25 protein-coding genes and 1 other annotated feature are annotated in these 24,277 nt (G+C 42.4%); of the genes, 23 read left to right on the top strand and 2 right to left on the bottom strand.

What is annotated here, in order from left to right; genetic code table 11:
- Positions 1–237: 237 nt before the first annotated feature.
- From AC3WTL_RS11600 to pheA, 19 genes are all read left to right on the top strand, one after another.
- Positions 238–990 carry a prepilin peptidase gene (locus tag AC3WTL_RS11600; RefSeq protein ID WP_222498078.1) on the top strand — a complete coding sequence of 251 codons (753 nt, stop codon included), beginning with the start codon at positions 238–240 and terminating at the stop codon, positions 988–990.
- A gap of 367 nt (positions 991–1,357) precedes the next feature.
- The gene (locus tag AC3WTL_RS11605) at positions 1,358–2,440 is read left to right on the top strand and encodes a hypothetical protein (protein ID WP_222497649.1); all 1,083 of its coding nucleotides are present in this window, start codon (positions 1,358–1,360) and stop codon (positions 2,438–2,440) included.
- 223 nt (positions 2,441–2,663) lie between these two features.
- Positions 2,664–3,236, top strand: a complete 573-nt coding sequence (locus AC3WTL_RS11610; RefSeq protein ID WP_222497650.1) for a Maf family protein — start codon at positions 2,664–2,666, stop codon at positions 3,234–3,236.
- A gap of 51 nt (positions 3,237–3,287) precedes the next feature.
- Positions 3,288–3,977, top strand: a complete 690-nt coding sequence (radC, locus tag AC3WTL_RS11615; RefSeq protein ID WP_163143665.1) for a RadC family protein — start codon at positions 3,288–3,290, stop codon at positions 3,975–3,977.
- 160 nt (positions 3,978–4,137) lie between these two features.
- Positions 4,138–5,160: a rod shape-determining protein gene (locus AC3WTL_RS11620; RefSeq protein WP_035331317.1), complete on the top strand. Its 1,023-nt coding sequence runs from the start codon at positions 4,138–4,140 to the stop codon at positions 5,158–5,160.
- Positions 5,161–5,336: 176 nt separating this feature from the next.
- Positions 5,337–6,221: a rod shape-determining protein MreC gene (mreC, locus tag AC3WTL_RS11625; RefSeq protein WP_048011001.1), complete on the top strand. Its 885-nt coding sequence runs from the start codon at positions 5,337–5,339 to the stop codon at positions 6,219–6,221.
- The gene (gene mreD / locus AC3WTL_RS11630) at positions 6,218–6,733 is read left to right on the top strand and encodes a rod shape-determining protein MreD (RefSeq protein ID WP_048011000.1); all 516 of its coding nucleotides are present in this window, start codon (positions 6,218–6,220) and stop codon (positions 6,731–6,733) included. Before mreC ends, mreD begins: the two co-directional genes overlap by 4 nt.
- A gap of 542 nt (positions 6,734–7,275) precedes the next feature.
- The gene (gene minC / locus AC3WTL_RS11635; RefSeq protein ID WP_222497652.1) at positions 7,276–7,953 is read left to right on the top strand and encodes a septum site-determining protein MinC; all 678 of its coding nucleotides are present in this window, start codon (positions 7,276–7,278) and stop codon (positions 7,951–7,953) included.
- Position 7,954: 1 nt separating this feature from the next.
- On the top strand, positions 7,955–8,758 hold the full coding sequence (minD, locus tag AC3WTL_RS11640) for a septum site-determining protein MinD (protein ID WP_048010998.1): 804 nt from the start codon (positions 7,955–7,957) through the stop codon (positions 8,756–8,758).
- A gap of 135 nt (positions 8,759–8,893) precedes the next feature.
- A complete protein-coding gene (locus AC3WTL_RS11645; RefSeq protein ID WP_163143659.1) occupies positions 8,894–9,670 on the top strand; it encodes a M23 family metallopeptidase in 777 nt (258 codons plus the stop codon).
- Positions 9,663–10,529 (top strand): M50 family metallopeptidase, encoded by an 867-nt coding sequence (locus tag AC3WTL_RS11650; protein ID WP_048010996.1) that lies wholly within the window; start codon positions 9,663–9,665, stop codon positions 10,527–10,529. The genes AC3WTL_RS11645 and AC3WTL_RS11650 overlap by 8 nt, the downstream gene beginning before the upstream one ends.
- Before the next feature lie 54 nt (positions 10,530–10,583).
- A complete protein-coding gene (locus AC3WTL_RS11655; protein ID WP_222497654.1) occupies positions 10,584–12,038 on the top strand; it encodes an Rne/Rng family ribonuclease in 1,455 nt (484 codons plus the stop codon).
- A 198-nt stretch (positions 12,039–12,236) separates the two neighbouring features.
- Positions 12,237–12,316, top strand: a sequence feature (ribosomal protein L21 leader region).
- A 13-nt stretch (positions 12,317–12,329) separates the two neighbouring features.
- A complete protein-coding gene (gene rplU / locus AC3WTL_RS11660; RefSeq protein WP_076257366.1) occupies positions 12,330–12,638 on the top strand; it encodes a 50S ribosomal protein L21 in 309 nt (102 codons plus the stop codon).
- A gap of 14 nt (positions 12,639–12,652) precedes the next feature.
- Positions 12,653–12,991, top strand: coding sequence for a ribosomal-processing cysteine protease Prp (locus tag AC3WTL_RS11665; RefSeq protein ID WP_197213259.1), 339 nt, complete (start codon positions 12,653–12,655; stop codon positions 12,989–12,991).
- Positions 12,992–13,285, top strand: a complete 294-nt coding sequence (gene rpmA, locus AC3WTL_RS11670; RefSeq protein ID WP_009333115.1) for a 50S ribosomal protein L27 — start codon at positions 12,992–12,994, stop codon at positions 13,283–13,285.
- Between the two features lie 239 nt (positions 13,286–13,524).
- On the top strand, positions 13,525–14,076 hold the full coding sequence (locus AC3WTL_RS11675) for a sporulation initiation phosphotransferase B (protein ID WP_163143650.1): 552 nt from the start codon (positions 13,525–13,527) through the stop codon (positions 14,074–14,076).
- Between the two features lie 142 nt (positions 14,077–14,218).
- Positions 14,219–15,511, top strand: coding sequence for a GTPase ObgE (gene obgE, locus AC3WTL_RS11680; RefSeq protein WP_035331304.1), 1,293 nt, complete (start codon positions 14,219–14,221; stop codon positions 15,509–15,511).
- 25 nt (positions 15,512–15,536) lie between these two features.
- The gene (locus AC3WTL_RS11685; RefSeq protein ID WP_035331302.1) at positions 15,537–15,992 is read left to right on the top strand and encodes an ACT domain-containing protein; all 456 of its coding nucleotides are present in this window, start codon (positions 15,537–15,539) and stop codon (positions 15,990–15,992) included.
- 132 nt (positions 15,993–16,124) lie between these two features.
- The gene (gene pheA, locus AC3WTL_RS11690) at positions 16,125–17,003 is read left to right on the top strand and encodes a prephenate dehydratase (RefSeq protein ID WP_048010993.1); all 879 of its coding nucleotides are present in this window, start codon (positions 16,125–16,127) and stop codon (positions 17,001–17,003) included.
- Between the two features lie 50 nt (positions 17,004–17,053).
- Here the strand turns inward: pheA and AC3WTL_RS11695 are convergent, their stop codons facing one another.
- Both AC3WTL_RS11695 and AC3WTL_RS11700 read right to left on the bottom strand, forming a co-directional pair.
- Entirely contained in the window at positions 17,054–17,596 is a 543-nt protein-coding gene (locus AC3WTL_RS11695; protein ID WP_222497656.1) for a transcription repressor NadR, read from the bottom strand.
- A gap of 63 nt (positions 17,597–17,659) precedes the next feature.
- Positions 17,660–18,841: an IscS subfamily cysteine desulfurase gene (locus AC3WTL_RS11700; protein WP_261391161.1), complete on the bottom strand. Its 1,182-nt coding sequence runs from the start codon at positions 18,839–18,841 to the stop codon at positions 17,660–17,662.
- 103 nt (positions 18,842–18,944) lie between these two features.
- Here AC3WTL_RS11700 and nadB point away from each other — a divergent pair, with 103 nt between their 5' ends.
- The 4 genes from nadB to safA form a co-directional block, all read left to right on the top strand.
- The gene (gene nadB, locus AC3WTL_RS11705) at positions 18,945–20,528 is read left to right on the top strand and encodes an L-aspartate oxidase (RefSeq protein WP_222497658.1); all 1,584 of its coding nucleotides are present in this window, start codon (positions 18,945–18,947) and stop codon (positions 20,526–20,528) included.
- Positions 20,497–21,333: a carboxylating nicotinate-nucleotide diphosphorylase gene (nadC, locus tag AC3WTL_RS11710; protein ID WP_222497659.1), complete on the top strand. Its 837-nt coding sequence runs from the start codon at positions 20,497–20,499 to the stop codon at positions 21,331–21,333. The genes nadB and nadC overlap by 32 nt, the downstream gene beginning before the upstream one ends.
- Positions 21,334–21,359: 26 nt before the next feature.
- On the top strand, positions 21,360–22,466 hold the full coding sequence (gene nadA / locus AC3WTL_RS11715) for a quinolinate synthase NadA (RefSeq protein ID WP_222497660.1): 1,107 nt from the start codon (positions 21,360–21,362) through the stop codon (positions 22,464–22,466).
- A gap of 431 nt (positions 22,467–22,897) precedes the next feature.
- Positions 22,898–24,277, top strand: a 1,380-nt coding sequence (gene safA, locus AC3WTL_RS11720) for a SafA/ExsA family spore coat assembly protein (protein WP_492369437.1), incomplete at its 3' end; no start/stop codon positions are given.

Raw genomic sequence — 24,277 nt, forward strand, 5'->3', positions numbered from 1 at the left:
AATATATGGTTCTTACAGGTGTATTGGTCTAATGTTAGTGATATACATCATTGAAGTTTATAAAGATTACACATATACTGTCAAATATATTCAGATTCCATTGATCAATTTTTATTTTTTACAAATTTTAGAGGAGGAAACAAGCTGCGGGCATATAACAATATTTGAGAACCTCTATGAAATAAGACACTGAGGAAATCAGCTTTCTTGAGCCTACCCGCCGTTGCGTTAATATTTATGCTAAATCTCTTAATAATATTATTTTTATTTGGTTCCATACTAGGTTCCTTCTACAATGTAGTTGGCATAAGAGTTCCTGAAAATCAATCAATAGTAAAGCCGAGGTCACATTGTAAACACTGTAAGCATACTTTATCATATTTGGAGCTTATCCCAATTTTTTCTTATGTATTTCTAGGTGGAAAATGCAGGCGCTGTAAGGTTTCAGTTTCAGCCTTATATCCGGCTGTGGAGCTTTTAACAGGTACTTTGTTTGCTGCTGCTCCATTAATTTTAGGGTGGACTTCAGAGTTGATTGTTGCCTGGACACTAGTATCTCTTATGGTCATTATATTTGTATCTGACTATAAATATATGATCATTCCAAATAAAATTCTCTTATTTTTTGGTGTGATCCTAACAGCAGAACGCATTCTAATTCCCCTTTCTCCATGGTGGGACAGTTTAGCTGGTGGGGTACTTGGTTTTTTACTACTTTTATTTATAGCTGTAATCAGTAAAGGCGGCATGGGTGGAGGTGATATAAAGCTATACTCAGTTATTGGTATTGCTTTAGGTGTGAAGCTTGTTTTGCTTTCGTTTTTTCTAGCCACTTTGTTTGGAGCATTTCTAGGTGGGATAGGAATGATTTTAGGAGTTGTGAAAAAGGGGAAACCAATTCCATTCGGTCCTTTTATTGGTATTGGAACCCTGATTGCTTACTTTTATGGCAATGAATTGATAGAATGGTACTTTCACTCAGTCTTATAGAGATACTCAGAATTGTTAAGAAGTTAATGAGTAAAAGATCTATGATTTTATTTCAAGATTTATATTATTTTGATATAAAATCAAATGCGGAAATGATAGACTCTCTGTTTACAATAATTCAGAGAAAATTCATAACCCGCTGTTTGTTTTAGATAAGAAAAGCGGAGTTGATGCTATTCTGATGGTAATTAAGGAATCCACAAAAAATAAATTAGATCCTGATATAATTTCAGTATTAACTGAACAACCAAATAAAAAATTTGACGAAATCCTTCCGTAACAAGACGACAAAAGTCTTGTTATTTTTTTTTTTCATTATGTTAGGATGGAAACAATTCAGGAAACGGTGCGGAAGGGAGGATGAGATGTGGACAAGCCTAAAAGCGAAAAAACAATCACGATAAAGATTAATGGCAAGGACCGTCCGTTTCAGGAGAAAAAGGGAGAAATGAAGGAAAAATCATGGGACCCGAGACAGCTGGATAGACAGAAAAAGCAGGATCAAACTGAATTTTTCGCTTCCATACAAACAGCGGCCGGCAAAGAGGCGGATGACAGCTTTGACTGGATTCTGCCTGAGGAAACGGAAGATGAGGATATAAAGGAATATAAAATAGCAGCTCCTCCTAAATCACCAGCTAAAAATGGTCTGAGTACACTGGCCAGGAAATTTCGGGGAAGAAATAAGCAAGGATTCTTAACATCCATTTTTCTCGCTGTCTTTTTTGCGGTCCTTCTGGGGACAAGCTTCGGATTCATCATGCTGAAGCTGGTATTCACGGATCAGGCAGCAGAAACTGTGGTGGCGCCTCCAATCAATGAAAAACCGGCAGCAGCCAGTCAGCAGACTCCTGCAGGATCTGCGGGTTTAGAAACGATTGCAACATATGTAGTTCAAGGGGGCGTTTTTTCAAACAGCGAAGCAGCACAGCAAATCAAGGATGCCAACTCTCAAAAAGGGGTTTATAGCCAATCCATAACAATGGGAGAGCAGACTTTTCTTTTCTTAGGGGTATCAGGCAGCCTTGATGAGGCAAAGGAAATAGGAGCTGATCTTAAAAGCAAGGGAATTGATGTATTTGCTAAAGAAGTAACCTTTGAAGGCAAAACAATTGAAGGAGTAAATGCCGAAGAGAAAAAACTGGCTGAAATTGCTCCCGCTTTATATCAAAGCCTGTCAGAAGGTGCAGCCAGTGCCACTCTTGGCAGCTCCATAACTCCTGAAACAGCTGAAAAAATAGAAAGCCACAGAAAGACAGTGAATGAACTGGAAACAGATCAAATTCAAAATAAAAGCCTAATTCCGGTAAGAGAAGAACTATTGAATGCTTCTAAGCAACTGGAAACTTACCAGCAGTCAGGTGATGCTGCATCAGCCGGTAAAATTCAGGAGCATCTGCTTGGGTTTCTTGCCGCTTATCAGTCACTGCTTCAGTCAGGTGGGCAGTAAGGAACCGGCATATTGTGCCATAAGGTTATAAGATTCGAATATTTTCTGGGAAATATCACATATTAAGCGGAGTCTGTTCGGGAAATTTAGACAGACTCTTTCTTTTTGTCATTATTTGATATAAAAATAACGTGAATTTCTTCTTTAAAATTGTTTGTCTGGCAATTTTTTGATACGATTAACCTGTATCTCCCAATATGATACATAAAGGTAAGGTGATTACATGCAAAACCTCATTTTAGCCTCCTCTTCCCCGCGGCGAAAAGAACTTCTTGAAAATCTTCATTTGCAATTTGAAGTCTCCAGCAGTGATGTCGATGAAAGTTTTGATCCAGTGCTGACACCAGGAGAGATCGTGAAGGAGCTTGCCCATAGAAAGGCAAAGGCTGTATATAATAAGCACCCTGATTCATATGTAATTGGATCAGATACAGTTGTTGTTAAGGACGGCGCTGTTTTAGGAAAGCCAGACAGCAGCAAGGAAGCCTTTACTATGCTGAAAAGTCTGTCTGGAACCACTCATTCTGTTTACACAGGTGTATCTATCATGTCGCCTGAAAAAAATGCCATTACATTTTATGAAAAAACTGATGTGGTGTTCTGGGAGTTAACAGATGAAGAAATTAACTCTTATATTGGCACCGGTGAACCGTTTGACAAGGCAGGGGCATATGGGATACAAGGCATTGGCTGCATGCTTGTGAAAAGTATAAGCGGAGATTATTTTTCTGTTGTCGGACTTCCTGTCTCCAGAACGGTTCGTGAACTGAGGAAAGCGGGATATTCGCTACCTTAATATACTTCATTCATCTTCAGCTCCCTGAGCCCAGAGTTTAGGGAGGACAATATGCAAACAGATTCTCTTTTAATTAAAGATTTTCCTCAGGATGAGCGCCCTCGTGAGCGCTTTGCCCAAAATGGTCCAGAGAGCTTGTCCAATCACGAACTGATAGCAATATTACTCAGAACAGGCACGAAAGATGAATCAGTTCTGCAATTAGCGAATAGGCTTCTTACCCATTTTGAAGGACTTCGGCTGTTAAAGGATGCATCCCTGGATGAAATAACGGCCATTAAAGGAATAGGATCGGCAAAGGCAATTCAGGTGCTGGCAGCAGTTGAAATTGGCCGGAGAATTTCAAAGCTCACATATGATGACAGATATATTATCCGTTCGCCTGAGGATGGGGCAAATTATGTCATGCATGAAATGCGATTTTTATCTCAGGAGCATTTTGTATGCCTTTATTTAAATACAAAAAATCAGGTGCTTCATAAACAGACTATTTTTATTGGGAGCCTGAACGCTTCAATCGTTCATCCCAGAGAGGTCTTTAAGGAGGCATTTCGCAGGTCGGCTGCGTCCATCATCTGCATTCATAATCATCCGAGCGGCGATCCCACTCCAAGCAGGGAAGACATTGAAGTAACCAAAAGACTTGCAGAGTCCGGAAAAATAATCGGCATCGATGTGCTGGACCATCTGATCATCGGTGAAAATAAATTTGTCAGTTTAAAGGAAAAAGGGTATTTATAACACTATGTTTTTGTTTGACGTTAAGATATAATATTGGTTATGATTTTTGAGATGCCTTGCCTTTTTGGAGGCGGATTGTACTAGAAAAATAAAAGAAAATTCCATTAAAAACCTTACTTAGGAAAATGAGCAATTTGTATCAGAAAGGGAGATACCATTTATGTTTGGAATCGGTACTAGAGACCTTGGAATAGATTTAGGAACAGCTAATACGCTTGTCTATGTTAAAGGAAAAGGGATTGTTGTCAGAGAGCCGTCTGTAGTGGCACTGCAGACAGATACTAAAAATATTGTAGCCGTAGGTAATGACGCTAAAAATATGATCGGCCGTACTCCCGGCAATATTGTTGCGCTGCGTCCAATGAAGGATGGCGTTATTGCGGATTATGAGACCACTGCTGTCATGATGAAATATTATATTAAACAAGCCAATAAAAATAAGGGCTTCTTCTCAGGGAAGCCGTATGTAATGGTTTGTGTACCATCAGGTATTACAGCCGTTGAAGAGCGCGCTGTTGTGGATGCAACCCGCCAGGCAGGCGCCCGTGATGCTTATACCATCGAAGAGCCATTCGCCGCAGCAATCGGAGCTAATCTGCCTGTTTGGGAACCTACAGGAAGCATGGTAGTTGATATTGGTGGGGGAACTACTGAAGTAGCGATCATTTCCCTGGGCGGAATTGTTACAAGCCAATCGATCCGCATTGCCGGTGATGAAATGGATGATGCGATTATCAATTATATCCGCAAAAATTACAACCTGATGATTGGTGACCGTACAGCAGAAACAATAAAAGTGGAGGTAGGCTCTGCCGGAGATCCGGAAGGCGTCGAAAACATGGAAATTCGCGGACGCGATCTGTTGACAGGCTTGCCTAAAACAATTGAAATTACTGCAGAAGAAATCTCAAAAGCATTGAATGATACAGTATATGCGATTGTGGATGCAGTAAAAAATACTCTTGAAAAAACTCCTCCTGAACTGGCAGCAGATATTATGGACCGGGGTATTGTCCTGACTGGCGGAGGAGCGCTTCTTCGAAATCTGGACAAGGTGATCAGTGAAGAAACCAAAATGCCTGTCCTTATTGCAGAAAATCCATTGGACTGTGTTGCTATTGGGACCGGAAAAGCTCTTGACCATATCGATTTATTCAAAACAAAAGCTAAAGAATCCAGATAATAGAGTTCTGAATAAGTAAAATAATAAAGCCCATTCACTTCTTTAAAGTGCATGGGCTCAAATTTGGTTTTTTATTGAGCTTCAAATGATATCTTTACAGATATATGTTATATTTTGTTGAGCAGTGCCTAAATGGCACAGGATTCCCTAGAAAAATACTATTCGAGGTGTAAAGGATGCCACAGTTCTTTCTGAACAAACGCCTGATTATTTTGCTTGTCAGCATTATTATTCTCGTGGCATTGATTGGATTTTCTTTAAAGGATAGAGAAAATTTGACCTGGCCTGAACAATTTTTAAAAGATACTACCGGGTTTATACAAAATGCTGTTTCCAGCCCTGTGAATTATGTGGCGGGATTCTTTGAAAATGTCGAAGACTTGCAAAATACATACAAAGAAAATAAAGATCTGAAAAAAAGGCTGGATGAACTTGCAAGACTTGAGTCTGAAGTTCAAAGGCTGAAAAAGGATAATACGGAACTTCGAGAAATTTTGGATAAGAAGGATTCTTTAAGTGAATTTGAACCAAAGCAGGCAACAGTAATAGGAAGAAATCCTGACAGATGGCATGAGCTGCTTATTATAAATAAGGGGAAAAATGCCGGAATTGAACCGAATATGGCGGTCATTACTTCAAAAGGCCTGATTGGCAAAGTAAAAAGCAGCAATACATTTACTTCAACCGTCCAGCTTCTTAGTTCAATGGATCCGACCAATCGCATCTCAGCTAAGATTCAGGCAGGCGAGAATAACTTTTTCGGTCTGATTGAAGGCTATGATGATGATAAAGGTCTTCTTTTGCTTAAGAAGATTCCTTATGATGCGAAGGTTGAAAAGGGTCAAAACGTTATTACATCAGGTCTGGGCGGTGTTTTCCCTGAGAGCCTTCCGATTGGGAAGGTTGTAGATGTTGTTCCAGATGAATTTGGTCTGACTCAAACCGCATATGTTAAGCCAGGAGCAGACTTCTATGATATCGGACATGTAATGGTCGTTAAAAGAGGGGCATCTCAGCCTGAACTAATGGAAATGGTTGATGAGAAGGAGGAGGAACTGTGAGAAGATTCCTTCTTCCTCTCATTCTCCTGGCCTTATTTATTGGGGAAAGCATATTTGTTCAAGTAACTCCGCATGATTTATTAGGCAGCGGAAAAATAGCAGTTCCCCGTTTTCTGATGGCTGCATTGCTTTTTTTGACTATTTTTGGCTCGAAAAAGCACGGAATTCTTTACGGCCTATTATTCGGGCTGCTTTTTGATATTGTGTATGTTGAAATTATCGGCATTTATTTGTTTCTATTTCCGGTCATTGCTTTTATTACAACCAAACTAATGAGAATTCTTCAGACGAATATAGCGATGGCTTCTATAATTGTTCTTTTGGGCATCACCCTTCTTGAGGCCGGTGTTTACCAGATGAACTTACTAATTCACCATACAGATATGGAATTTGCAGTCTTTCTTTCGTCCCGTCTCCTGCCTACTTTGATATTGAATGCCATTTTTATTATATTAGCTGTCTACCCATTTAAAAGACTTTCTGAAAAATTTGCAGACAGCTTAAACGAATAATTGTTGAAGTGATATAATTTCACCATGCAGAGAAAGAAACCGGATTACTCCGGTTTCTTTTATGAATCATTTTCAGTAGGCTGTTTTTGTAAAGTTTGTGCTTTTTCATAACTTCGTTTATTGCTAAGTTGATTATCGCTGTGGGCACTTGATCCTCGAAAATGCTGACGCATTTCCTTCGTGCGGTGTTCAATCGAGGAAGCTTATTCAATGTCCTGCGGGAGGCGAGGGAAGTGTGAGACCCCGCAGGCGAAGCCGAGGAGGCTCGCATTCCTCCCCGCGGGTTCGCTGCGTGCTGGAGCGGAAATCAACGGGCAGAATTCACAAACTAAAACAAAAATCTTTGAAAAAAGAGCCTTTCAGTAAAAAAGGGATTTAGAAGGTTTCTGTCGAATTCTACCTTTATGGGCGAATAAGGATAAGGAAAATCGACATATTTTTATGGAATTTCCCAAACTGGCTATGTTTATAGTAATAGCCTGTTTAAAAATAGAGTGCATCAGCACGAATGTGTTTCTTATCATTGAGGTGAACATCTTGTAATGAAAAAAAACCAAAACGTTACAATAAAAGGCACGAAAGATGGACTGACTTTGCATCTTGATGATTCCTGCTCTTATGGAGAGCTGAAGAAAGAGCTTGATAGAAAGCTTTCAGAAAACTCCAGATCTGTTGAAGACCGGCTTCTTTCCGTTAGGGTACAAGTCGGCAACCGTTATCTCACAGAAGAGCAGCAGGAAGAATTGAAGGAGTTAATCAGGCAAAAGAAGAACCTGATCGTCGAGTCTATAAGCTCCAATGTCATTACCAAAGAAGAAGCTGAAAAACAGAAGGAAGAAAACGAAATTGTATCTGTTGCGAAGGTAATTCGTTCGGGGCAGGTTCTCGAAACTCCTGGAGATTTGCTTCTTATCGGAGACGTAAATCCAGGGGGCACTGTTATGGCAGGAGGAAACATCTTTGTTATGGGTGCTCTAAAAGGTATAGCCCATGCCGGTTGCCATGGAAATAATGAAGCCGTGGTGGTAGCTTCGCTTATGAAGCCGTCCCAGTTAAGAATCAGCAATTGTATCAACCGTGCCCCTGACAATGATCAGCAGGAAGAAAAACGGGAAATGGAATGTGCTTATATTGATGAAAATGATCAAATTACAGTAGATAGATTACAAGTTTTGATGCATCTAAGACCTAATATAACTAGATTGCAAGGGGGAAGCTAGGATGGGAGAAGCGATTGTCATTACGTCCGGAAAAGGCGGAGTCGGGAAAACGACTACTTCCGCAAATGTAGGTACTGCTCTGGCCCTTCAGGGAAAAAGAGTGTGCCTGGTGGATACAGACATTGGCCTTCGAAATCTTGATGTGGTAATGGGGCTTGAAAACCGCATTATTTATGATCTGGTCGATGTAGTGGAAGGCCGGTGCAAAATACATCAGGCTGTGGTTAAAGACAAACGGTTTGAAGATCTGCTGTATTTGCTTCCTGCTGCTCAAACAAGTGATAAGACGGCTGTTACACCCGAACAGATGAAAAAGCTGGTTGATGAATTAAAGCAGGATTATGACTATATTGTCATAGACTGCCCTGCCGGAATTGAGCAGGGGTACAAAAATGCGGTTGCTGGTGCAGATAAAGCAATTGTTGTAACCACTCCGGAAGTTTCAGCTGTACGTGATGCCGACCGGATTATCGGCTTGCTTGAAAAAGAAGAAAATGTAGAGGCTCCTAAACTGATAATAAATAGAATTAGAAGCCATATGATGAAAAATGGCGACATGCTTGATGTTGATGAAATAACTGCGCATTTGTCGATTGATTTAATCGGAATTGTGGCAGATGATGATGAAGTAATCAAGGCATCGAATCATGGTGAGCCTATTGCTTTAAACCCTAACAGCAAAGCTTCGGTTTCCTACCGTAATATCGCCCGCAGAATTCTTGGCGAAGCTGTACCCCTTCAGCCTCTGGAAGAAGAGAATAAGGGTGTATTTTCAAAACTGAAAAAGTTTTTTGGAGTAAAATAATAATATCTATTGAACCAAAGCCGGGGAGCCATCTCCGGTTTATTTTTTTATTCAAGACACCACTTCAAGTCATACTCTATTTGGACAACTCATAAACTTGTACAAATAGAGTTATATAGAAATGGTGGGGATATCATGAATTCAAGAGCGGATGAAATACGCAAGAGAATCGAGCGGAGAAAAAAGGACAAAGAGAGATTCTCCAAAAAGAAAGATTCAACGGTTCTTTGGACAGAAGATGAAGAGCGGTACGGGTTTAATAAGCTGCCCTCATACGAAAGCAAGCTTGAAGAGGGAAACCACCCTTTATTTCGCAAGGAACTATTTCTTTTCAAATTGCTTGCTTCTGCCTGTATTTTTTTATTCGCTGCCATACTTTTTAAAAACCAGGCAGCGACTTTTGATCCTGCAAGAGATTTTGTAAAAACAGCAATGGAGAAAGATTTTCAATTCGCCGCAGTTTCCGGCTGGTATGAAGAACAATTTGGTAAACCGCTGGCCCTGCTGCCATTTTCAGATGGCAAAAGTGATGAGAAGAACGTTAAAGAAAACAGCGAATATGCATTGCCCGCTTCTGCAAAGATACTGGAAGAATTTGATGATAATGGACAGAGAATAACAATCGAAACAGGAAAGGAAGCTTCCATTGAAGCAATGAGTGAAGGGCTTGTGCGGTTTGCTGGAAAGAAGGATGGTTTTGGAAATACGGTCATTATTCAGCATGGTGATAAAAGTGAGTCCTGGTATGGCAATTTGGCTGAAATTAATGTGAATTTATATCAATACGTCGAAAAAGGAACAGGTATTGGTACAGCGGGTGACGCCGGTGATGCTGAAAAAGGCTCTTTTTATTTCGCGATTAAAAAAGATGATGATTTTATAGATCCGATCCAGGTGATCCCGTTTGAATAAAATAACAGGGTTAATTACACATATTCATATTCATCCTTTGTTATGGGCAGTTATCGGACTGTCTGTTGCAACTGCTCACTTTATGGAATTATGCATGCTGCTGCTGATTATCTTTGTTCATGAAATGGGCCATGCCGCTGCTGCATCCTTCTATTCCTGGAGAATAAAAAAGATTGCCCTCCTGCCATTTGGCGGTGTAGCGGAAATGGATGAGCACGGGAACCGGCCGCTGAAAGAGGAGATTATAGTCATTATAGCAGGGCCGCTTCAGCATATATGGATGATGGGGGCGGGGCTGTTATTTTATGAGCTTTCCTGGCTTTCTGCTGATATCTTTCATCTGTTTATTCAATTTAATTTAATGATATTAATTTTTAACCTGCTCCCTGTCTGGCCATTGGATGGAGGAAAGCTTGTATTCTTATGGCTTTCTCTTAATCAGGCATTTCCGGAAGCGCACAGAAAAACACTTTTCATTTCGGCTGCGGGTCTAATCAGTTTCATTATACTAACTTTGCTGACCTCTCCGGTTAACTTGAACATATGGGTAATCCTCGCTTTTTTGGTGTTTTCGCTATATCATGAATGGAAGCAGAGCCGGTTTGTGTTTATCCGTTTTCTTCTCGAAAGGTATTATGGGAAGCACAGCGACTTTCGGACATTGAAGCCAATCGTTGTCCGGGAAGAGGAATTGGTTATTGACGTGCTGGAAAGATTTCAGCGAGGATGCAAGCACCCCATCATTGTTGAAAAGGACGGGAAAGAAAAGGGTGCATTAGATGAAAATGAACTGCTGCATGCATGCTTTGCGGAAAAAGTGCTGACAGCAAAAATAGGGGATTTGCTTTATGTTTACTGAAGAGCAAATTTTGATTAACATGAATAAATAATGTTTTAAAGTGAGGAAATCGTTTTGGATAAGTTAGTTGTAAATTATGCATCAAGAGAGCGCCGATTTGTGCATTTAAAAGATAATAGGGTCGAGAAGCTATTTATTGACCAGCCGAAGCATCGTTCATCAGTTGGGGATATATACTTAGGCACTGTTGCAAAAGTAATGCCTGGATTGAATGCAGCTTTTGTAGAGATAGGTGAAGATCAAAGCGGATTCCTTCACCGGGACAAACTGGCATCTTATGTTTGTTCTGCCGAGGATTTGCAAATGAAGGAAAAACGGAGCATTTCTTCCTTTGTCCATCAGGGAGAAAGAATACTTGTTCAAGTTGAAAAAGACGCTGCTGGCACGAAAGGACCAAGATTGTCTGGTTTAATTGAATTTTCAGGAGAGTCACTGATATATATGCCAAACGGCCGTTATGTTGCTGTTTCCAAGAAAATTGAGGATAGTAAAGCAAGAGAAAACTGGCGCCAATTTGGCTATCGTGCTAAAGAAGAGAATGAAGGTCTGATTTTCAGAACATCCTGCGTCAGCAGGAAAGAGAATGAGATTATGGATGAACTGGAAAAGCTCAGGCTGGAGTACAGGGACCTTTTAAGGGAAGCGGAAATGAAAAAGAAGCCGGGAAAAGTGTATGAAGCGGATTCTTTTATTAAGGAAATTATTGAAGAGGCGAAGAAAATGGCTGATGGTGAAATCGCCGTGGACGATTTATCACTGAAGAATGTGCTAGCGAAAATCACGGGCCTGACAATTCAGCTATACACGGGCAAGGAAAATATCTTCTCTGCTTTTAATGCGGAAGCTGAGATTGATAAAGCGCTGAAACGAATTGTATGGCTTGAAAATGGGGCCTATCTTATTTTTGATGAAGCAGAAGCTTTAACAGTCATCGATGTCAATACCGGGAAGTTCGCCGGTAAACAGGACCGCAGAGACACTGTGCTAAAAACCAATGAAATGGCAGCTGAAGAAGCTGCAAGACAGATCAGGCTCCGTGATATTGGCGGCATGATCCTAATCGATTTTATTGATATGAAAGAAGCATCCGACAGGAAGCATATTCTTGCCATAATGGAAAACGCGCTGAAAAAAGATGAAAGACGCACGAATCTTGTTGGATTCTCTCCTCTAGGGATCCTTCAGATGACCCGCAAGAAAACGAGACCGGCCATTTCTGAATCACTTACCGAAAGGTGTCTATTATGCGAGGGCACCGGAAGAGTGCTGAGTGCTGAGACCATTGCCTTCAGGCTGGAAAGAGAACTGTGGGAACATCGCGGCAAAGACCATGAAGCTGTCCTGATCGAAACCACACGAGACACAGCAGCGGTATTCTCAGGGGAAAATGATGACCATAAAAAAAGAATCGAAGACAGTATTGGCTTTAAAATTATTTTTTCCATTAAGGAAAATAGCAAGCCATTTTATGAAATCCGAAAGTTTGGCAGAGTTAATGAGCTGGGATAGTTCCAAGCAGGCTGGGTTAAGCGTCCCGCCTGCTTTTTTAGTGCAGTATTTCCCACTTCCCTAATAACCCCATTAGCATTATAATTGTAAAGGCACGCAAAAGAGTTACTTTCAGGTGCAAACAAAGAGAATCATATAATTCTTATTGACATGATTAATCATTATATGATAGGATTTTCATGTTATGTTTGTAGCGCACCCGTGCTACAACCGCACAGAACAGGTACATAAGCCCGCATTTCGTGTCGGCGCCTGGGATGGCGAGTCTTAGTCTAAGAGGAGGTGCAGTTCATGTACGCGATTATCGAAACTGGCGGAAAGCAATTACGTGTAGAAGAAGGTCAAGCTATCTACATCGAAAAGCTTAACGCTGAAGCAGGCGAAACAGTTACTTTTGAAAAGGTTCTTTTCGTTGGCGGAGACAGCGTAAAAGTAGGAAGCCCTGTAGTTGATGGTGCTACTGTTACAGCTAAAGTTGAAAAACAAGGCCGTCAAAAGAAAATCACTGTATTCAAATACAAAGCGAAGAAAAACTATCGTAAGAAGCAAGGTCATCGTCAGCCTTACACTAAAGTTGTGATTGAAAAAATCAACGCTTAATCAGGCGATTTAAGATGATTGAAATTACGATTATTCGTAAAGATTCCGGAAATATTCATTCGTTTGAAATTAGTGGTCATGCATTCTTCGCAAACAGAGGCAAGGATATCGTCTGTGCAGGCGTATCTGCTGTGTCCATTGGTGCCATTAATGCTGTCCATGCCCTAACCGGCGTGACACCAGAAATCAGCCATGGAGAGGGCTTTCTCCGCTGTGTCCTTCCTGATCTTCAGGATGACATGAATGAGAAAGTGCAGCTTCTGCTTGAAGGCATGGTTGTCTCATTGCAGACGATTGAAGAAGACTACGGAAAGTATATAAAAATTACCTTCAAAAAGCAGGAGGTGGAATAAATGCTATTAAAATTAGATCTTCAGTTGTTCGCTTCTAAAAAGGGAGTAGGTTCTACAAAGAACGGCCGTGATTCAATCTCTAAGCGTCTTGGCGCTAAGCGTGCGGACGGACAATTCGTTACTGGCGGCTCAATCTTATACCGTCAGCGCGGTACTAAGATCTACCCAGGTGTAAACGTGGGTAAAGGCGGCGATGACACACTATTCGCGAAAGTTGACGGTGTTGTTAAATTCGAGCGTCTTGGACGTGACCGCAAGCAAGTGAGCGTATATCCTGCAGCTCAAGAGGCGTAAGCCTTTTCGAGAAAACCCTAGCCCCACAAGGTTAGGGTTTTCTTTTTTTGGCAAAAAACCCCGCCGGTGCACTTCAAATTTTATCTGATAAATTTATAGCAGCTGAAGTCATAAGCTCTTCATAGCATAAGCAATATTTTCTTATTTATCATAAATTTGCTTACTGTACCTATGTTTTTTGATATACTTACAGCAAGCACAGTCTTCTGACAGCCTAATAACCATACAGGAGTGCATATATGGAAAAAGACTGGAATATGATTGAAGTGCTGCGTCATGCCCGGCATGACTGGCTGAACAAAATACAATTAATTAAAGGCAACCTTTCCCTTAATAAGATAGACAGGGCTAAGGAAATCATAGATGAAATTGTAGTGGAAGCACAGCAGGAGGCAAGACTTTCGAATTTGAATCTTCCTGGTTTTGCTTCGCTTTTATTGACTTATAATTGGGAGAACCACTACTTTCAGGTTGAATATGAGGTGCTCGATGATCCCATTGCCGGACGGTTGGATGACTCTGTCCTTTCTGAGTGGACAGGCTCTTTTTTGGCCATTTTGGACTCATCAGTTAAGCCTTACCATGATAATCATTTATCTGTGTCCATCAGGCATGAAAAAGAAGGGGCTCGTTTCTTTTTTGATTTTAGCGGAATACTAACAGATATGGATCAATTGGAGAAGTTCTTTAAAAAGAAGAACACTGACATAACGGCTGCTGTTCAGGACTTAGCTGAAGAGGAGCTTGCACTGGAATTATTTGTGCCATTCATTGCGAATGGCAGAGAGTGATTTCCGCCAAAAAAAGCAATACTAAGTGTGAAACTCTGCAGGCTGGGCACTTCTTAAGTGTAAGAAGCGGATCCGGTCAGTGCCGGTAATCTGGCTGAATGCCAGACAATCGGGACATACTGCAGACGGGAGGAATTTATATATGTTTGTCGATCAAGTCAAAGTTTATGTTAAAGGCGGGGACGGGGGCAACGGAATGGTTGCTTTCCGCCGGGAAAAATATGTGCCGAACGGAGGCCCGGCCGGCGGAGATGGCGGCAAGGGTGCCAATGTTGTTTTTGAAGTGAATGAAGGATTGCGAACGTTAATGGATTTCCGTTATCAGCGCCACTTTAAAGCCCCTCGCGGTGAGCATGGCATGTCCAAGAACCAGCATGGAAGAAATTCAAAAGACATGATTGTTAAAGTACCGCCGGGAACAGTCGTAACAGATGCTGAATCAGGGGAAGTAATCGCCGATCTGACTGAGCACGGGCAAAGAGCTGTCATAGCACGCGGGGGCCGCGGAGGCAGGGGAAATACCCGATTTGCGACACCTGCCAATCCTGCGCCTGAATTGTCCGAACATGGCGAACCGGGCCAGGAACGAGATGTTGTGCTTGAGCTCAAGCTTTTAGCTGATGTTGGTTTAGTAGGTTTCCCAAGCGTCGGAAAATCAACTTTACTGTCAGTTGTATCATCAGCAAGACCAAAGATTGCGGAATACCACTTTACGACAATTGCTCCCAATCTGGGAATGGTTGAGACTGAAGATGGACGCAGCTTTGTAATGGCAGACTTGCCTGGATTAATTGAAGGAGCCCATTCGGGAGTAGGACTTGGCCATCAGTTTTTGCGGCATATTGAAAGAACAAGGGTTATTGTTCATGTTATCGATATGGCTGCTGTTGAGGGCAGAGATCCTTTTGAAGACTATCTAACGATCAATAAAGAATTAAAAGAATATAACCTGCGTCTCACCGAAAGGCCGCAGATCATTGTGGCTAATAAAATGGACATGCCTGATGCAGAGGAAAATCTAAAAAAATTCAAGGAACAGCTTGATGAAGATTATCCGATTTTCCCGATATCCGCTTTAACAAGACAAGGGTTAAGGGATTTATTATTTGCCGTTGCAGATAAGGTTGAAGAAACCCCTGAATTCCCGCTGTCACATGAAGAAGAGGAAGACACAGGTGTCCACCGCGTTCTTTACAAGCATGAAGCTGAACAGACCGAATTTGTCATTACTAGAGATCCTGCAGGAGTGTTCGTTGTATCAGGTGATGCTATTGAGAAACTCTTTAAGATGACTGACTTCTCAAGAGATGAATCAGTCCGCAGGTTTGCCAGACAGCTGCGCGGAATGGGTGTGGATGATGCTCTTCGTGAAAAAGGAGCAAAAGACGGTGATACCGTTAAGCTGCTTGATTATGAATTCGAGTTTATTGACTAACCTTCTCGATTGACGGGGTGGAGAAATGAGAAAAGATAGATTCGATAAGAAATTTTATTTGGTTCGTGAAGATGTTCTGCCTGAAGCCATGAAGAAAACATTGGATGCGAAGGAAATGATCGAAAGGGGAAAAGCCGAATCGGTTTGGGATGCTGTCCAGAAAGTTGATTTGAGCAGAAGTGCTTTTTATAAATATAGAGACACTGTGTTCCCTTTCCATACGGTTGTCAAAGAACGGCTGATCACTTTATTCTTTCACCTGGAAGACAGGTCAGGGACTTTATCACATTTATTGGGCGTTGTGGCTTCTTCGGGGTGCAATGTCTTAACAATTCACCAGACCATTCCCCTTCAGGGAAGGGCAAATGTCACGCTTTCCCTGAATGTAACTGAAATGGGCATCGAGATTGAGGAACTCTTGACGAGGCTTCGAAAATTGGAGTTTGTAGAAAAAGTAGAGGTGCTGGGAACGGGTGCATGAGAAAATGTGCTCTGTACCCTGCCCTTTTTTCATTTTTTATTTTGTAAACCACATACATATGTTAAAGTAATAAAGTATAAAGTAAATTTTCAGTGATTTAAAATAAGTCTGAATAAGAAGGAGGTAATTACCGTGAAGTTAGGATTTTTAGGACCTAAAGCCACTTTTACAGATATTGCAGCCAGGAGCTTGTTCCCTAATGAGACAGCCGTTGCCTACCCAACGATACCTGCCTGTTTTGATGCTTTAAATGAGAATGAAATAGAGCTGGCGGTAGTTCCTCTTGAAAACGCATTGGAAGGCTCAGTGAACATTACATTGGACTATTTAATCCATGAAGTGGATTTTCCGATTATCGGCGAACTGACAGCTCCTATTCGCCAGCATTTTATGGTTCATCCAGCTCATGTTAAGGAGTGGGATAAAACAGATGTGGTTTATAGTCATTCCCATGCTATTGCGCAATGCCATAAATTTCTGCATAAAGAGCTGAAAGGGATCCCTTGTGAAAGCACTACTTCCACAGCAGCCGCAGCTCAATTTGTAAAGGAAAATCCAGACATGCGGGCAGGCGCCATAGCTAATGAATTAGCTGCAGAAGTATATGGGTTGGCGATCGTTAGAGAAGATATCCATGATTTTGATTATAACCATACAAAGTTCATTGTTTTAGCCAATAAAGAATTGTCAATCAGCGATGACCGCAAGGAATTTGCAGGGCACAAGACGACTGTAATGGTGACGCTGCCGGCTGACAGGTCAGGGGCTCTTCATCAGGTACTTTCGGCATTTGCCTGGAGGAAGCTCAACTTGACTAAGATTGAATCAAGACCGATGAAAACAGGATTAGGGAATTATTTCTTTATCATTGACGTGGATATGAAACTGGATGACATCCTAATCCCTGGTGCAGCTGCTGAATTGGAGGCATTGGGCTGCAGTGTTAAGGTTTTGGGCAGCTATCCGTATTTTCAGCTTCGGAATAAGAACAGCAGAGTTCTGCAGGAATAAAACAAAAAGGATCCGGCAAATACATATCCGGGTCCTTTTTGTATATAAAGCTATTCCAGGTTAATAAGAAATCCAGCTTCTTTTAATAATTTCTCAGCTTCATCGAGTTTCCGTTCGGAGGCTGCCGATAGAGTATGGAGGTGGATGCCGTCTGTTAATTCTGATAAGAAAGAAGCCTTTGTAGAAGTAATTTTATTCATAAATTGCTTCACTTCCTGGCGGGTGGATACCATAACCGATGCAGTTAAGTCACCATAGACGGGATGTTCAATTCTTACATCTTTTACAGTAACTCCATGATCGACAAGCAGATTCAATTCCTCTTCAGTCCTGCCAGGGTCATGATGACAGGCAATGACCCGCTCGGCTGCTGATGCAGGAGAAGCCTGATGAAGATACATATAACCCTGGCTCGTGGCAATGATTGGCTCTTTTCTTGCTTTTAGAAGGGTGATATCCCCAACAATTACCTGTCTGCTTACATTTGTTTTTGCTGCAAGGTCGCCTCCTGTAATGGGCTGTCCGCTTTCTTTCAGCAGCTCAAGCAGAAAGGTCCTCCGCTCTTCTCCGAGCACCTTTTTTTGTTCATTCATATTTTCTCACCCTTATAATCCGATAATGTCTCATTCTAACATAAGGAACGGCAGAAGAAAAAATTAGAGCGGTACGAGTTCCCTGGCCATGATAGCAAGCTTTCTCCCCAATGCCTTTGCATCCTCTGCAGATGTATTCCATCCGAAAGAAATCCTGATAAATTCTTTGCCTTTTTTGTCTGCAACTCCCAGTGCCTCCATCGTTTTAGAAACAGTTTGCAAGCCTGTGCTGCATGCACTTCCTGTAGATATGGCAAATCCAAGCCTATTGCATTCGAGCATGATGTATTGTCCTTCCACCCCTTTTAGCCGAAGTCCCAATGTAGAAGGAAGCTGGTAAGAGCCTCTAAAATCGTATATTACGAATTTCTCCTGTGCAGTTTCAAGTTCCTTTAGCAGTACTTCTCGCAGCATTTGGAAGTGGCTGTTATGCTTGTGTAAATTTACATAAGCTTTCTGTGCAGCCACTGTCATCCCGACAACCCCCGGAAGATTTACAGTGCCAGGCCTGAATCCCTTTTCATGTGAAACTCCGGGTAAGAAGGAGCACCACCGCATGCCTGGTTTTAAATAAACGCCTCCGACCCCTTTTGGTCCGTAGAATTTATGTGCTGAAAAGGACAGGCTATCAGCAAAGCGGGCGACTTCTTTTAAATCTGATTTGCCAAACGAATGAACACAATCACTATGCAGCAAAATTTGCCTTTCTCTGCAAAGCTCGCTGATCTCAGGGAGAGGCTGCAATGTGCCGATTTCAGAATTGCCGTGCTGCATGGTAACTAAGACGGTGTCATTCCTGATGGCTGAACTTAATTTTTTCAGGTCTATACGGCCATCTGAGCCAAAAGGAATTTTTGTAATTTCATACCCTTTCTCAAGGCGTAATTTCTCTAAAATACTATGAATGGATGAATGTTCAGCGATTCCTGTTATGATATGTTTTCCTGGTTTTTCAGAAGCAGACAGCAATGCAGCTATTGCAAGAAAATTGCTTTCCGTACCTCCGCTGGTAAAATAGATTCCTTCGCTCTTAACGCCTAAAATGCCTGCCAATTCCATCCTGCAATTTTCAAGAAGCCCTTCTGCTGCGCTCCCGGTATCATGAAGGCTGCGGGAATTGCCAAAGTATTCAGTTGAGGCTTTTATATAGGCATCTGCGGCTTCCTTGTCAAGCGGACAAGATGCTGCGTAATCGAAATATTTAATGTACCTCACCTGCTTTCGCTTTCTAATTAAATCGTTCAAAAAGTCAGAAGTTCCTCTTAAACTATGAAAACCTCTTGTCATAATTCTAAATCTGTGTAAATATAGGTGTCAAGACACCTGTAAAAACAGGAGGTAAAAAATAATGAATGCCGACGTTTTAATTATTGGAAGCGGGGTAGCCGCTCTGCAGTTGGCAAAGAAGCTGCGCCAGGACTTAAATGTGATTATTCTCACAAAGTCGAGTATAAAAAATGGAAACTCATATATGGCGCAGGGCGGTATTGCTGCTGCCCTGGGAAAAAATGATCACCCATCAAAACACTACATGGATACACTCGAAGCAGGAAGGTTTCATAATGATTCTGATGCAGTGCTGTCCTTGACCAGTGAGGCGCCAACCCTTATAAAAGAGCTGAATCAGGAGGGATGCCTGTTTGATATGGATTCTGAAGGATCCATTGCGTTAGGAAGGGAAGGGGCTCATTCAGAGAATAGAATTGTTCATGGGGGAGGAGACAGCACAGGAAAAACAGTCATTGATTTTATGCTGTTAAAGCAAAATCCCAACGTTCGTTTCTTAGAAGATATTCTTGTATTCCAATTGCTCATAAATGAAAAAGACGGCAGGTGTATAGGGCTAAAAGGAAAAGATTCTGCTGGTGCCATTCATCGATTCTTTTCCTCTCATGTTGTGCTCGCTACGGGAGGCTGCGGCCAGCTGTATGAATATACCTCCAATGCCGTCACTGTAACTGGAGATGGGATTGCCTTAGCATACAGGGCCGGGGCAGAGATAGCAGATATGGAGTTCATCCAATTTCACCCCACACTTCTCTATAAAGACGGCAAAGCACTGGGGCTGATCTCTGAAGCTGTAAGGGGAGAGGGCGGGCGTCTTATTACAGAAGACGGGAGCCCTGTAATGGAAGGTCTTCACCCACAGGGTGATTTAGCGCCCAGACATATAGTGTCACAGGCCATTTATCATTCACTGGAGAAGGGGAAAACCGTGTTCCTGGATATCTCTTCAATTGAAAACTTTAAATCCCGATTTCCGACCATAACAAAAATATGTGAAGAAAACGGCGTAGATTTAGGTCTTGGGAAAATCCCTGTTTCTCCCGGAAGTCATTTTTTAATGGGAGGAATAAAAACTGATTTATTGGGCCGCACCAGCATTCCCGGACTGTATGCGATTGGTGAAGCTGCCTGCACAGGCATACATGGTGCTAACCGGCTTGCAAGCAATTCCCTGCTGGAAGGGCTGTATTGCGGCAAGCGGCTAGCGGATTGGCTTAATGGACTGCCTTATAGTGAACCTGCTGAAGAAAAGCAAAGTCATAACCCTGAACTAAGGCGGCCATTTAAAGAAGATTTGCCTTCTATTGAAGAAATTAAAGTGAACATGATGAAAAATGCCGGGATTATCAAAACAAGGGAAGGGCTTTTCGCTCAGATGGCCTGGCTTGAAGGCTGCAAAATTGAAGAATGGATAAAAGCAGATCTTGAACATTTTTCAAAAGAGGAAATAACACGGGCTTTTATGCTGATTGCAGCCTATCTGATCACAGATTCTGCATTAAGGCGAACAGAGAGCCGGGGTGGTCATTTCCGGCAGGATTATCCTTTCGAAAGCCCGGAATGGCTTGGAAAAAGGATTATTCACTGCCGAAAAGCTGAAAGGAATGGTGAAAATGAACAAATTAAAGCTGCGATTGCAACTTGAACAATATTTTCTCGAAGACATTGGTGACCGCGACCTGACAAGTGAACTTATTTTTGGAGAGGGCCAGATAGGAAAAGTCATTTTTCTGGCAAAAGACAATGGGATTTTTTGCGGTGAAGAAATAGTCAGGTCAGGATTTAAGGTGCTGAATCCTGCGGCTGAAGTCAATATAAAAGTACGGGACGGAGAATGGATCGAGAAAGGTCAAATCCTTGCTGAAGCCTCAGGGCCAGTATCGGATTTATTAAAAGGAGAAAGAGTTATCTTGAATCTGGTCCAAAGAATTAGCGGAATAGCAACAAAAACAAATGAGGCTGTCCGGGTGCTTAACAGTTCACACACAAAGATCTGTGATACAAGAAAAACTACTCCAGGCCTGAGAATGCTTGAAAAATATGCAGTCAGGGCCGGAGGGGGATTTAATCATCGATATGGCCTGTATGATGCGGTCATGATTAAAGACAACCATATTTCTTTTGCCGGCTCAATTGCGAAAGCTGTGGAAGAAGTGCGTTCAAAAATTGGGCATATGGTAAAAGTCGAAGTCGAAACGGAAACAAAAGAACAAGTCCTGGAAGCAGCTGAAGCAGGTGCAGATGTAATTATGTTCGACAACAGGAGTCCGGAAGAGATAAAAGAGTGGATCAGAAGCGTGCCGAATGGGATAGTGACGGAAGCCTCCGGAGGAATAACCCTCGATAACCTGCAGGCTTACAGCGATACAGGAGTTGATTTCATTTCCCTCGGCTTTCTTACCCATTCTGTGAAATCTCTTGATATAAGCGTGAAGGTTATTGTGGAATAAATTGTTGACAAAGGGGTTTGGGGCAAATGAATATTTTTCAGACAGCAGAAAAACAAGCAAATATCCTACCGGAAAAATATCGGATGATGACTGTAAAGGAACTGGAGGATCGGGCAATAGAAATAAAAAATAGGTTTGGGAATAAGCTGTTCATTCCAGGTCATCATTATCAGAAGGATGAGGTCATCCAATTTGCGGACGCTACAGGTGATTCACTCAAGCTTGCACAGCTTTCACAGGAGAATACCGATGCGGAATATATTGTATTTTGCGGAGTGCACTTTATGGCTGAAACGGCGGATATATTAACATCTCCACATCAAAAGGTGATTTTGCCTGATATGCGTGCAGGCTGTTCCATGGCTGATATGGCTGATATCAGCCAAACAGAAAGAGCCTGGACTAAGCTGCAGAATATGTTTGGCGATACTATGCTTCCTTTAACATATGTAAACTCTACTGCGGCCATAAAGGCTTTTGTTGGCCGTTACGGGGGAGCGACAGTTACTTCTTCGAATGCTGAAAAGATGGTGGGCTGGGCCTTTGAGCAGAAGCCGAGAATTCTTTTTCTGCCTGATCAGCATCTTGGAAGAAATACAGCATATAACCTGGGAATAGCTCTTGAAGAAATGGCTGTATGGAACCCAATTACAGATCAGCTGGAATATGAAGGGCAGCTGGAGGACATAAAAGTGATTCTTTGGAAAGGGCATTGTTCTGTCCATGAAAACTTTACTATAGAAAATGTACAAGAAGTTCGCGAACAATATCCCGATATGAAAATCATTGTCCATCCCGAATGCAGGAGAGAAGTGGTGGAGCTTTCCGATATGGCAGGGTCAACCAATTTTATAATCGAGGCAATTGAACACTCAGAGCCTGGATCTTCCTGGGCAATCGGTACAGAGATGAATTTAGTAAAAAGGATTATCGCACGGCATCAGGATAAGAAAATTATCTCACTTAATCCGCATATGTGTCCTTGCCTGACCATGAACCGAATCGATTTGCCGCACCTGGTTTGGTCTCTTGAAGCAATCGGAGAGGGTGAAAGCCAAAATCTGATTCAGGTTGAAGAGCCAACGGCGGCATATGCTAAACTGGCACTTGACAGGATGCTTGAACGTCCATAAATGTGGCACAAGGTTTTCAGGCCGCTAAAATTGAAAAATAGCTCGCAGTGTTATATATGCTCCGCGGAAACTAGGCCTAAATAAAAAAATTCTCCACTGCAGGAGGATTTTTTTATTGCCTTACTGCCCACTGCTGTGATTGGTATCTGAATGAAACGAGGAATCATAATTCCCGGAAAAAAAGCATATCTTTTTGTGTAGATTGTTAGCAATTTGCCCAATCCTTCATACACTATATGGACTCATCGAGATTAACGGGCACTAATCTGCACCTTTCACATAAATGGATGAAATGCCCGTAAATGCTGATTAGGGCACAGACTGAGAAAGCCGCACCTGCGGCAAATTCTGTGTGACCACCCACATCATGTGGACCTAAACCCAGCCATCACAGATGGAAGCATCACCTTAAGCATAGGAGGGAATTCAGAGTGAAAATCCATATCGTACAGAAAGGGGATACTCTTTGGAAGATTGCCAAAAAGTACGGCGTGAATTTTGAAGAGCTGAAAAAGATGAATACACAGCTCAGCAACCCTGATATGATTATGCCCGGTATGAAAATAAAAGTTCCTGCAAGTGGAGGCTCTATAAAAAAAGAAGCTCCTATTGGAGGAACACCGGAAGCAAAAATAAATTTGGGTGCCAAAAAGGAAATGCCAAAAGCAGAACAGCCTTTTGCCAAAGAGAAACCTATTACCATGCCGAAAGCTGAAGCACCAAAAAAGGAGATGCCAAAAGTAACGGCACCGAAGGTTGAAATTCCGAAAGAAGTGCCTAAGACTGCACCAAAAGCAGAGGCTCCGAAGGAAGTTCCAAAAAAACCTTATAAGCCCAAAATGCCAACACCTATTATGCCGGAAATTGATATAAATAATTATTACATGATGAATATTCAGCAGCCGGCACCGCAGCAAAAGCCGCTGCCGGCAAAAGAGGTAAAGCCGCAGCAGCAGAAACCTCTGCCTGCAAAAGAGGTTAAAGCAAAGGAAAAACCAGTGAAGCCTGCAGAAACAAAACCACAGCAAAAACCATTGCCAATTTCAGAATCTAAGCCGCAGCCTCAGCTCCCGCCTAAACCAGTTAATATCCTTCCGCAGGTAAAGCCGTATTCAAATCAAGAAAGCCCTGAATCGCCGGAAAGCGAATCATCTCTTTATACACATCAAGGAGGTCAATATCAGCCGATGTTTCCTTATAATCCATGTTACCCGCAAATGCCATTCCCTCAAGTGCAGGGAGCGATGATGCCGCAAATGCCGCATCAGATGCCACAGGTGCAGGGAGCGATGATGCCGCAAATGCCGCACCAGATGCCACAGGTACAGGGAGCGATGATGCCGCAGATGCCGCACCAGATGCCACAGGTGCAGGGAGCGATGATGCCGCAGATGCCGCACCAGATGCCACAGGTACAGGGAGCGATGATGCCGCAGATGCCGCACCAGATGCCACAGGTACAGGGAGCAATGATGCCGCAGATGCCGCACCAGATGCCACAGGTACAGGGAGCAATGATGCCGCAAATGCCGCATCAAATGCCACAAGTACAGGGAGCGATGATGCCTGAGCATCAAATGCCTCATATGGGTATGATGGCCGGAGTGGAAAGTCCGGATTATGATGAATCTTCGCCGTTTATGCCAATGGCTCAAATGCCATCGGGTGTGATGGGCGCGGAAGATATGGGACAGCAGATGCCGCATCAAATGCCACAGGTGCAGGGAGCAATGATGCCGCAGATGCCACATCAAATGCCACAGGTGCAGGGAGCAATGATGCCGCAGATGCCGCACCAAATGCCACAGGTG

The sequence above is a fragment of the Cytobacillus sp. EB106-05-05-XG126 genome, from assembly GCF_058791715.1.